A 12,121-nucleotide genomic window follows, 5' to 3' on the forward strand; every position below is an offset into this window, starting at 1 on the left:
CTTCCATATACTAGAACATAAGAAGATGTTGAACTTTTACAATAGGTATCTTTCCTATTTACTAACAAATTACGAGGAGTCTTGGAAATGAAAATTACAGAAATAACAATGCATCGGATGAATATGCGAATGAAAAATCCGTTCACGACAAGCTTTGGTACAGAACAGGATCGTGAATTTATTATTTTAGAGGCAAAAGATGCGGATGGAACCATTGGCTGGGGAGAATGCGTTACCTCGGAGTCTCCTCTTTATATTGAAGAATTCACAAAAGCTGCCTGGGTAATGCTCGAAGAATATTTAATTCCTCTTACTCTCGGCCGTGAAATCAGCCATCCCGATGAGCTGACAGAGTTATTCGAGCCGTTTAAGCGCAATAACTTAGCAAAAGCAGCGATTGATGCAGCTGCCTGGGATATTTATGCTAAACAGCAGGGTCTTTCTCTGGCAGAGGCTATCGGCGGATGCAGAACAGAAATTGAAGTCGGGGTCAGCCTAGGCATTGAAGATGATATGGAGCGCCTGCTTACCAACATTAAAGAAAAAACAGCAGAAGGCTATAAGCGAATCAAAGTGAAAATCAAACCTGGCAAAGACGTAGAAGTTGTTAAGGAAATCCGCGAGCATTTCCCTGATATTCCGCTGATGGTTGATGCGAACTCTGCTTACACACTAGATGATGTGGAAACATTAAAGCAGCTGGATCCGTATAACCTGATGATGATTGAACAGCCGTTAACCGCCGGCGATTTAATTGATCATGCGGAGCTGCAAAAGCATATCAAAACACCGATTTGTCTGGATGAAAGCATTCATTCCTATGATGATGCGAGACAAGCTATTCAATTGGGAAGCGGTAAAATCATTAATATGAAAGTCGGCCGTGTCGGCGGGATTACAACAATGAAACGAATTCATGAGCTGTGTAAAGAAGCAAATGTGCCAATGTGGTGCGGCGGCATGCTTGAGTCAGGTGTAGGCCGTGCGCATAATATCGCGATTACCTCCCTCCCGGCATTTACATTACCTGGAGACACTGCAGCCTCCTCCCGCTATTGGGAAGAAGATATCATTGACCCAGAAGTATTTGTCAAAGACGGAATCGTACAAGTCCCTGCTCCCCCGGGTATCGGATATGAAGTTAACCGTGAGAAATTGGCAAAATACACGGTTCAGAAAGAAACATTTAAATAATCAACTCCATCTTGAGAAGAGACATTTAGACAGTATCCATTTCTGTCTGGATGCCTCTTCTCTTTTTCTTATTTAAAATCAATTATGTTATTTCAAAGTTCGTACATACTAAGCAGAGGAATTATTTTTTTATAAAACGAAACGGACCGTTACTGTCTGATTTCCCGTTTTAAAATGACGTATTTTCTTGATTTCTTGTAATAGAAGACTTACATTACAGCCTGCCGCACAGCGATAAAGAATAGCCATTTCCCTTTAGCGTGCATAGAATATAAAGTCCTAGGAAATCACTTGGTTTTAAATAGCTATCTTTCCTTGAAAAAATGATTTTGAGTTGGGTATTTTCTTACTCATCTCACAGTAAAATATTTTTCTCTACTCATGATAAGCACAGTGTCCTTTCAGAACAGCGGCTATCTAAGGGTTTTTTAACAGATTAAAAACATAACAAATTAGAAAAACCAAGAACACCGCTTGGTCTTTAAATCACCTGTTGCTTTTCTCGCAGGAGTCGACAACATCCGCTCCCATCTAAGTAGAATTATGTTTTATTTGCTTTTTTACAAGGAAATAACGCAAATTCTAGCGACGGTTTTGATGGGGCGAGTAATCGCAGTCCCAGTCCCAGAAGAAATACACGGAGACTCCTGGTCGGCTAAGAACGGTCACGTCCTGTGACCAACGACCGACACTAGGACGTCCTGTCCGTCGTGGGAATGCGCAATGGTCTTCGGTGGGGCGAGTAATCGCAGTCCCAGTGGGAAGACCCCGCAGGAAAAAAGTGTACTTCTTTTTTTCTACCCGCGGGGCATAAGTGCGACTTTGCTTCTGTCTGCGCCTGACGGCTTGCCAATCAAAGGAGATGAGCTCGGGGCCCACGGAAAGCGGAGTGTATTTCTGGGGTTGCGATTACTCACCCCATGAAACCCGTTGGAGCGACTATATTCAGCATTTTTTATATACTTTCCTATTCTTCAAAATAAAAACACATCCAAAGCAACTATCTTGAAATCAAAATAGAATCGTTGTATAGTTTAATCCGTACTATTTTTGTTGGATTTCCGAAGAACATTTTATCAAAGGAGGATAATACCAAATGGATAATTGGTTTATATTATTAAATATTGTTATTTTACTTGCATTAATCGGTTTACTAATCTATATGCAGAAAAAGCATGTTTCCTTTGCCAAACGTGTATTTACAGGTATGGGGATTGGTATCGTTTTAGGAGCTCTCTTCCAGATTATCTATGGAGAAGGGTCAGATATTCTTACAGGAACGCTCGATTGGTACGGCATTGTCGGCAGCGGATATATTCGCTTCTTAATGCTGATCGTGGTTCCGCTCGTTATGGTTTCGATTATTCGTGCCATTATTAACTTGAATGAGACAAAGCAGCTTGGAAAAATGGCCGCATGGGTGATTGGCGTACTTATTTCGACAACACTTGTTGCAGCAACACTCGGTGTTGCAACCTCTCTTGTTTTTGATTTGAATGCAGAACAAATCGAAGCGGGTCATGAAGAAACAGAACGCGGCGCTTCGATGGAAGAAAATTTTGAATCCATGGAAGAGGAAACAACACCGCAGCGGATCATTAACTTTATCCCGAACAATATCTTCTTAGATATGACTGGGGAACGTTCTACATCTGTTATTGCCGTCGTTATTTTCTCTGTTCTCGTCGGAATAGCCACACTTGGGGTGAGCAGGAAACAGCCGGAACAGGCAGAACGGTTTACACGAATGGTGAATGCCGTATTTGCCATTGTCATGCGGCTTGTAACGCTTATTTTACGTTTAACTCCATTTGGGGTATTAGCACTGATGACGAATATGGTTGCCACGACAAACTTTGCAGGGATTGTTCAGCTTGGTAAATTTGTGATTGCATCCTATGTCGCGTTGATTGTTATGGTTCTTATTCACATGCTCATCATCAGCGGATTCAAATTAAATCCGATTACGTTTATGAAAAAAGTGTTCCCGGTGCTCGGATTTGCCTTTACTTCCCGTTCCAGTGCAGGAGCGATTCCGTTGAATATTACTGCACAGAAGGAAGCACTGGGCGTGGATGACGGAGCTGCGAATATGTCCGCATCCTTTGGCGCAACCATGGGGCAAAATGCTTGTGCAGGTATTTATCCTGCGATGCTGGCCGTTATGATTGCTCCAACTGTTGGTATTGATCCAACATCACTTGACTTTATTGTACAGCTTGTCTTAATTACAGCAATCAGCTCCTTTGGAGTCGCTGGAGTCGGCGGCGGAGCAACATTTGCAGCAATTATTGTTCTGTCCTCTATGGGACTGCCAATCGCACTCGCTGGTCTGCTGATTACCGTTGAGCCGCTTATTGATATGGGCCGTACCGCAGTCAATGTCAACGGCAGCATGGTTTCAGGTACTGTCACTTCCAAAGTGCTCGGCAACCTGGATGAGAAGAAATTTAATAATAAAGATGCCGTAGTAGAAAACACTGGCATTTAAGTCTTTAAAAAAGCAGTTATCTCACATACCCGAGATAACTGCTTTTTTATTAGGATAATTTAATCCGCCTGCATTCCGCCATCTACATTATACAATGCGCCATGTACAAACGACGCTTCATCCGATGCCAGGAACCGGACAATCTGGGCAACCTCATCCGGCGCGCCAAATCTTCCGACCGGAATCCCCTGTTTTAAAGCTTCTCCTGATTTCTCCGGCTCGCCAGGCGTTAAATTATTTTGAATATCTTGAAGCATCTGTGTATCAATAGCAGCAGGAGCTACCGCATTCACACGAATCCCTAACGGAGCTGTTTCTAATGCTGCCGTCTTCGTTATTCCTGCAACCGCATGCTTGGAGGCTATATAACCGACCATTCCCGCTGAACCGATATAGGCAGCATTAGATGCTGTATTAATCACTCGTCCATGCCCCTGTTTTTTCATTTGTTGAAGCACATGTTTTAAGCCTAAAAACACCCCGGTAACATTAATCGACATAATCTGTTCAAAGGTATCCTTATCCAAATCAGTAATTTCCGCAACAGGACCATTAATTCCTGCATTATTAAAGAAAACATCGATGCGGCCAAATTGATCAACCGTTTCCTGAACATATTTCTTTACGTCTTCTTCCTTCGTTACATCGGCTTGAATAATGCCCACATTTTCCGGATTATCCGTGAGAGATTCCTTTGCTTTTGCTAAGGATGATTCATTAATATCAACCAAAACAACCTTTGCACCTTCGTTTAAAAACAATTTTGCAGCTGCTTGACCAATTCCGCCGGCTCCACCAGTGATTAATACCACCTTATCTCGCATATAACACCTCTCCTTTATAGTATCTTCTTTTCCTATTTTACGTAACCGCTTACAAAACTACAAATAATTGGCTTTCTATCGAGGTGGCGGTTTCTTTTTTAAGAAAAAATGAAAACACTATGTATTCCCGCCCAAGCTGCAGCAATACTTAATAAAGCAGATGTGCTAATGTACCAGAAAGCTGCCAGCCACTTGTTATCCAGCAGCAGATCAATTACTTCCTTCCCGAAAGTAGAAAAGGTCGTATATCCGCCACAAAAGCCGACTCCTAACAGCAGCCACAGCTCGAATGGCAAATCAAGCCCATATAGCACTCCCAGTAAAAGAGAGCCAGACACATTAATGATCCAGGTCGCAACTGGAAAGATAATGCCTTTTTCTGCCTTTAACGGCTTCATATATTCACTGATGATGTAACGCAATAATGCACCAACGGCACCGCCTGCCCCTACAAAAAACATAAGAATGACGCCTCCTTCTGTTTGTTATACTTTCCTGATTCGTGCATAGACAACACGCGCTGTCCAAACTCCTGCCCCGGCAAAAATGACTCCCACAACCGCGCTTATCCCAATATAAAGCAGAGCCATGGGCAAGGTTAACAGCAATGCATCTAATGCAAAGGCAGAAAATGTTGTAAATGCGCCTAGAAACCCGGTGCCAAACGTCAACGCCCATATGTGGCGGTCATGTCTGGAAAGCGAAACAAGCGTCAGTAAAAAGCCTAACAAGAAGCAGCCAATGATATTTACCGATATCGTTGCCATTGGAAAAGTCATATCACCAAGCCATAGACTGACGCCATAGCGGGCGATCGCTCCCAAAAAAGCCCCTATCATCACAAATAGATAATTCATCGAACCACCAGACCTTTATCCGTACATTATTAATAATGTATAATTTAATCCTATCCAGCCGATAAAGCAAGTATTTCGGGATAAAACAAGCTTGTTTGTCATAGAAATTCCTGATTTTTCGTATTCGCTGAAACCTTCTCTCCCTTATTTCGTAGTTATAGTGCAGAAAGAATTTGGAGGGGAAAACGAATGGAATACAGCTACGTTATTCAAATCTTTTTAATCCTTATGTTTTTCTTTTTCAGTTACCTTATTTTAATACGCAAAAACTATTATCTAATCAGCGGATTTAATACAAGTACGCCTGAGGAGCAGCGGAAAATGATTCAAGCAGGTTATCCGCGTGCTGTCGGCAAGATGACCCTGCATATAGCCATTATTTTAAGCCTTGGCTTCCTGCTCCAGCTCTTGCATGTTCCTTATGCAATTGAGGCCTCTTATGTTGTGATGCTTATCGTTTTATTTATTGAATCTTTTTGGATGACGAAAAAGGTAAAAAAGAAATCTCGAAGGATAAACAAAACGGTGTTAGGCCTCTCCCTCATATTAGTTATTGTTGTTTTCACCATCCCTTTTATGCCAAATAAACTGGAAATAAACGAAGACTCCTTTGAAATGACAGGTTTATATGGAGAAGCATGGGCTTTTTCTGACATCGAAGATATCTCCCTCTACGACGAACTTCCTGAAACCACGATACGCACAAACGGCATTTCCTTGTTTGGCAAACATCTTGGGAATTATCGCATCGAGGAATGGGGATCCGGGAAACTATTTATCCGTTCCAATGAGGCCCCATTTATTGTTGTTCATACCGGGGACAGCTTTGTTATTATAAATACGGGGCAGGCAGATAAAACTAGAGAGCAGTATCAGCAGCTGGAACAGGCGCATCAGCAATATAATAATGATTAGAAAAAGCTGTCCAGCGCGGGCAGCTTTTTTTAATCACTATTATTTATTTCAAAAATGCAGGTTTTTTCATATGCCGGATCAGGGTATTTATAAAGACCTTCTCCAGATTCAATCCCAAATTTCCCTGAAAGCAATTATTTTATAAGCAAGCTTATCCCTCCCTATAAAAAATAAAGCAGTTTGGAGCTGCTTTATAATTCAGCCTCCCCAAACTGCTTTCATTAATTCCATTCTTTAAACCGAGCAATCATTTGCTTCAGCTTTTTCTCCAGCTTTCCTTCCCCATCACGCTGTTTCTTCCATTCATTATAGCTGGCGATGCTGATAAATAATATTCCGGCAATCAGAAGATACGCCCACCAAGGGAGATTGCCCCAATAAGGCCGTGTCTGATAAATCACATTAAACAAGAGGGTTCCGATTCCGACAAAGAAATAGGATTTTAATTGATAACGCATCCCTGCGAGTAAGGAAAGAATTGACAACACTCCGATAATCAATGCATCCATTATCGTAGCACTCTGAATCGCATCCGCAATCAGGTACACCGTAACCAGAATCAACAGCACGGTCTGAATATGCCGCATCACCGATTCGTAATCATTCCATGTTTTCTTAGACAAAATAATTGCCAAAGCAAGAACCGGCAGCGCATGAAGCTCCGCATAAAACACTTCTGGAATAGCATTAATATAATAATCAAGCACCAGATAATAAGGCGGTAAACAAGCCACGCCGCCAAGGCTGATACATATTTTCTGCAGCATCTGATTCCCTACACGATCCTGCTGCAGGAAAAACCAGGAAGCGAACAAAACAAGCGGAATAACAGTCAGCCAAATCGTATCCAGCTCATTTGCCCAGTTTAATGCAAAAACGAGATAGGCAACTGCCATCAGAGAATACCAGTCTACAGCCCGCAGACTTCCCTCAGTAGTAACATACAGTTTTGAAAATAAATATCTCCCGGCAGCTGTTAATATGCCAAATCCAATGGTATACATCAGCCATAAATGAATCGTTTCCTCAAATACCGCTTGTATTTGCCATAAATAGATGGAGAAAAATAAAGGCACCACAAGGTATAATGTCCATTTTCGCATATGCAGAAAATATACATTCACTATAATCAGTCCGGTAAAGATGAGAAGCTGCCAAAACACCTCTACTGCAAATAAAAACACGCCCATACCTAAAACCAGATTCATAAACGGAATGAGAAAATATTCTATCCGCCGCTTCCACACCGCTGATACTGCTGCCCAGATTGCAATCATAATGATTCCTGCAGCAAGCCAAGCATAAACAAATGAAATAGCTGCCATCCATTCATAATGAGAGATGAAGGATACCACTGCTCCAAGCAGCATCAGTAACCCAGCATATAAAGCCGTTTTTATTTCCCATTCTTTTTCCTTTGTCAGTGCCGTATTGGTATAGATTGCCAGTGGAACCAGCCAGACTGCCGGATAAAGGATAGGACGTGCTACACTGTCCCCTGCTATGATGAGCACAAGGAACAAGAGCACCGCGTGCGCAAAATAGAAGAAATACGGCTTTAAGCCGGCATCCCATTTTCCTAAATAACGTTCCACCGCTAAGAATACAATGGGCAGGCCAAGCATAAACCAGACAAATCCATCCAACGTATCAATTGAAAATGTGCGCAGTAGCGATACATAAAATCCTAAACTTACCGCCGCAACCAGACTCCAAAACACAGGCTTTCCAGTAAAACGAACCAGCCAGTAGACGACACCGATTCCTATCAACAGAATGGCAGGTCTTACAAATATTTCATCTCCGGTAAATCCAACAAACAGCAGAAGCATAGCTAATAGATAGCTTCCCTGACCCGTATAGAACGTTGTCCGGGTCAATTCCTGCTGCTTTCTCTGCTTCCAGATAAGGCTGATTCCAAGCAGAACGACACCGGCGCCCGCCAGTTGAAAAGGAATATCCAGCTGACTGCGGTAAACATAGGATGCTTCCACAAATTCAAAATAAAGGATGTACATGGCCAACAGCCAATTAATTGGAACAGCCCAGGAAGCAACTTGTTTCTCCAACGTTTTTTTCGATACCACAGTCATATAGTAAGCAACGACGCCTAGCAAGGCAAATATAATTGCAATCTCCACGAACTCAAGCAGGATCAGCTTACCCAGGATAATGATTCCAATTACCGGCATCGACCAGAAATACATACTTTTTTGTACAGCCTGCATATATGGAATCCGATTTTGAAAACCGGCAAACAGAAATAAAATAATCATATAGAAAAACATAAAGTTAAGTATGCTTTCCGGAAAAAACGGATGCACTGCTAACGACCAAAACTGTATCCCGACCGCAATAAAGAATGCAGGAGCAATCCAGCGAAAAACGCCCCGTTTCGTCACCTCTGCAAGATAGACATAGGTGGCAGCAATAACAATATACGCCAGCAGCATAAACCAGGAATCCCCGTCAGCACGGATAATCAAGCCTTGAAAGCTGATGTAGAGAAAAGCAAAGCCCGAAATGACGCCGCTTATATAATAAAACGCCTTACTCGCAAAGCTGTCCTTCCGCATCACATAAGCAAATCCGAGATAAGCTGCCCCCATCAATGCATAAATCAACGTATCCGCTGTATATAAAAACGAATTCTCTGTCAGCTGGTAAATGCCATAAGCAAATAAAGCGGCAAAAACAAATTGATAGCCCTTTGTCTGATAGACGAACACCATCGCCATATAGAGAAATGCAGTCAAAAGCACATTAAAACTATAAAACACAGCCTGATTATAGACAAACAGCATTAATAACGTGGAAACAATCAGATTTAACTGTGCATAGGCCGGCAGTTCATATAAAAACACACGAAACACTTGCCCCTTCTCTTTCCGAAAATGGTGATACACGAATAACAAGACACCGTTATACAGCATCATTAGGAAAAAGAACACATCTGTCGGGACTTGCAGTGCAGCAAGGGAAAATCCGATAAAGAAGGATAGGAATATATAAAAAATCCATACAAATAATTTCGCTTTTGTCTTATAAGCATTCCAAGCGTATAACGGAAGCGGGACAATAGTACACAGCATTCCCAGCCAATAACGCCCTTCTCCTGTTAACGTTAAATAATCGCCAAACAACCCGAAAAAACCAATACCGATTATCGCAATCGGCAATAATAAACTTCCGAGCGTCAAAAACGCAAAAGCTGTCTTTTCGATTTTAAGAAAACGGGAGGATAACCCGCTTAATGCTAAAAAGAAAATCGAAACGCCAAGCAATGTCGCAACCTTTAACAAGGCTCCCATCTGATCCCAAGAGCTGGTTGCCACAACTAAACCGCTGATTAACAGAAAAGAAACTCCTAAAATAAGCAGCCAGGTAATATTTCTTTCTCTGACCTGCTCCGCTGTTTTCGGTTCGCGGACCGGCTTCGCTTTCTTCTGCTTTGCCGCTTCCCGCTCCTCTGGAGTCAACAGCCATTCTTTTTTATCCTTATTGCCCTGGAAAAACCCGGTTGATTGTTTTTTAACAGGCTTGCTGTCTGACTGTGAAAAAGAGGCCTCTGCCTCCTCCGGCTGATCCTGTTCTGCAGCCTGATACCTCTCTTTAGAGGCTTCTTCTTCCGCATCCTCACGCGCTAACCCATCCATACTTTTATCTACCTGTTTCGCATATTCCTGATGGGCTGTTAAGATGCGTTTATAATCTTCCATGCTGATAAGATCTCTTTTTAATAATTCAATCAATTCTTCTTGCAAAATTTGGGCTCGATTTTTAGAATTCGAAATAACGTCCACGCCCCTTTTCTAAGGTGAAGGATACTTTATCATGGAGAACTGTCTGTAAAACTTACACTGAGTGAAGTTTCATTTTATGTATCTTGTTATAAGATTACAAGAATTTTATGAGATAGTAAATAACATTTATTCCTGGCAGATATATTGCTAATATGTAAAAAACCCCCGCTTCTTCACACCGAAACGGGGCAGCTTTTATCTTCCTTTTTCATTCCTACAGAGAAAAAGTGTTACGCCTTCACATCAATGGAATGCCCTAAATTCGGATGCTGCGGCTGATCCAGCATTTTAATCAGCTCCGCATTTTGCGCTTCCGCATGATCCATGACTTTTCCCATTAAGCTGAAGGACACCTGTGTCTGCAAATTAGCCTGACTCATAATCATCGACATTTTCCCAACATCCACCTATCCATTCACCTCACTCTGAAAGATTTACGAATTACCTTTATTTTAACATAGTTTTCTGTCAAATGATGCATATTTTATACTATAACGGGGATAGGAAAATAATTGGCTTATGTGTTCAAACGATTTAAGTAATTATTACCACAAGAAAGAATACAATATTTAAAAAACGTATCTTAAATTTTGGTAAGTACATCGATTCATGATAAAATTCTAGTATTAGAATATAGAACTATTTCTAAAGCATCAGCTGCAAAAAGAAACGATATCTATAATGGATAATCGCTTAAAAATATACATAAAAAACATACATAATGACTAGAAACAGCAGCTGACGATTCCTTTGGTAACTACCGCAGCTTCTTTAATTCGGCTACGCTCTACACAGCCGTGAATTCAAGCCGTCCAAGCTGCATAATTATTGGGTAAAGGAGAGGAAAACGTTTGGCTAACGGAGACATCATGTTCTTTTTTTTAGATGATTTTTTTATTAATCTTTGCGTCATCATCACTTTAACTGTGCTATACGTACCACTCCGATCAAAATTAAAAATTGCTGACAGACCGTTTTGGCAAAAAGGAATTATCGACGGGGTTCTATGCGGGCTGAATAGTGTTATGTTAATTATATTTTCCATTGAAGTCGCAGAAGGTGCCTTGGTAGACCTGCGTTTTATACCAATTATGCTCATAATCTTGCTGGAAGGATTATTTCCTGCGATTATTGCCAGTATCGTGGTGATTGCGGGCAGATTTATCATCGGCGGAATGTCGGACTTTTCCATCTCTGCTGTCTTTTTAATGATTGCATTAGTGATTGGATTTCAATTGATACATAAGCTATACCAGACGAAAATGGAAAAAAAGATATATATAAAAGCTGTCGTGATGATTTTCTATTCCAATATCGTTTTTACCATCACGATGATGTTCCACTTTCAAAATGATTACCTCTCCCTGCTAAGCTTTTTACCGATTTATTGTTTTGTATCATTTGTCGGCGGATTGGCTTCTCTTTTTTACGTGAGTTATCTCGGAAAAACAGAAATGCTTTTAGCGAAGTATAAAGAGGAGGTATCTACAGACTTTTTAACAGGCTTGCAAAACATGCGCTCCTTCGAAAAAGTGTGGGGCCAGGTAGTCAATAAAGCAGTCATAAAAGACGAAAAGCTGACTATTTTATCGCTGGACATTGACCAGTTCAAGCAGATAAATGATACATATGGGCATCCGGCAGGAAACCAAATTTTAACGCAATTTGGTGACATCTTATCCAGAAATATCCGTTCATTTGATATGGCGTTCCGGAATGGCGGAGATGAATTTTCAATTGTGCTGCCAAACTGCAGTATTGAAAATGCGCTGGAGGTAGCCGAACGCATACTGGAGGACGTGAAAGCGCACTCCTTTCAGATTTCTCAAAAGGAAAGCATTTATATCACTGTTTCGATTGGTGCAGCAACCTACCCGGATACCTGCAGCAACCCGCGTCAAATCATTCATCAGGCCGATGAAGCATTATATAAAGCAAAGCACTTAGGTAAAAACCAAGTATACCCTGCTATAACGTCATCTCCGAATAAATCATAAATCATTTTCGGAATGACGTTATTCATTTTTCACATAAACA

9 protein-coding genes are annotated in these 12,121 nt (G+C 41.3%); 4 read left to right on the top strand and 5 right to left on the bottom strand.

Annotated elements, in window-relative coordinates; genetic code table 11:
- Positions 1–87: 87 nt before the first annotated feature.
- Positions 88–1,194: an o-succinylbenzoate synthase gene (menC, locus tag ACZSMY_RS12530; RefSeq protein WP_193064852.1), complete on the top strand. Its 1,107-nt coding sequence runs from the start codon at positions 88–90 to the stop codon at positions 1,192–1,194.
- A gap of 1,096 nt (positions 1,195–2,290) precedes the next feature.
- On the top strand, positions 2,291–3,685 hold the full coding sequence (locus tag ACZSMY_RS12535; protein WP_465147834.1) for an L-cystine transporter: 1,395 nt from the start codon (positions 2,291–2,293) through the stop codon (positions 3,683–3,685).
- A gap of 59 nt (positions 3,686–3,744) precedes the next feature.
- Here the strand turns inward: ACZSMY_RS12535 and ACZSMY_RS12540 are convergent, their stop codons facing one another.
- From ACZSMY_RS12540 to ACZSMY_RS12550, 3 genes are all read right to left on the bottom strand, one after another.
- Positions 3,745–4,509: an SDR family NAD(P)-dependent oxidoreductase gene (locus ACZSMY_RS12540; protein ID WP_042529916.1), complete on the bottom strand. Its 765-nt coding sequence runs from the start codon at positions 4,507–4,509 to the stop codon at positions 3,745–3,747.
- Between the two features lie 98 nt (positions 4,510–4,607).
- Positions 4,608–4,970 carry a fluoride efflux transporter FluC gene (locus ACZSMY_RS12545; protein ID WP_042529914.1) on the bottom strand — a complete coding sequence of 121 codons (363 nt, stop codon included), beginning with the start codon at positions 4,968–4,970 and terminating at the stop codon, positions 4,608–4,610.
- A 24-nt stretch (positions 4,971–4,994) separates the two neighbouring features.
- Positions 4,995–5,366 (bottom strand): fluoride efflux transporter FluC, encoded by a 372-nt coding sequence (locus tag ACZSMY_RS12550; RefSeq protein WP_193064854.1) that lies wholly within the window; start codon positions 5,364–5,366, stop codon positions 4,995–4,997.
- Between the two features lie 189 nt (positions 5,367–5,555).
- Between ACZSMY_RS12550 and ACZSMY_RS12555 the strand changes: the two genes are divergently transcribed.
- The gene (locus tag ACZSMY_RS12555; RefSeq protein WP_455725967.1) at positions 5,556–6,281 is read left to right on the top strand and encodes a DUF3784 domain-containing protein; all 726 of its coding nucleotides are present in this window, start codon (positions 5,556–5,558) and stop codon (positions 6,279–6,281) included.
- 221 nt (positions 6,282–6,502) lie between these two features.
- Here the strand turns inward: ACZSMY_RS12555 and ACZSMY_RS12560 are convergent, their stop codons facing one another.
- Complete coding sequence (locus ACZSMY_RS12560; protein WP_465147835.1) at positions 6,503–10,000, bottom strand: cell envelope integrity protein TolA; 3,498 nt, start codon at positions 9,998–10,000, stop codon at positions 6,503–6,505.
- A gap of 314 nt (positions 10,001–10,314) precedes the next feature.
- Positions 10,315–10,491, bottom strand: a complete 177-nt coding sequence (locus ACZSMY_RS12565) for a YjfB family protein (protein WP_077601790.1) — start codon at positions 10,489–10,491, stop codon at positions 10,315–10,317.
- 444 nt (positions 10,492–10,935) lie between these two features.
- Between ACZSMY_RS12565 and ACZSMY_RS12570 the strand changes: the two genes are divergently transcribed.
- Positions 10,936–12,081 (top strand): diguanylate cyclase, encoded by a 1,146-nt coding sequence (locus tag ACZSMY_RS12570; protein ID WP_455725969.1) that lies wholly within the window; start codon positions 10,936–10,938, stop codon positions 12,079–12,081.
- Positions 12,082–12,121 lie beyond the last annotated feature (40 nt).

The sequence above is a fragment of the Oceanobacillus sp. B139/18 genome (assembly GCF_055524595.1).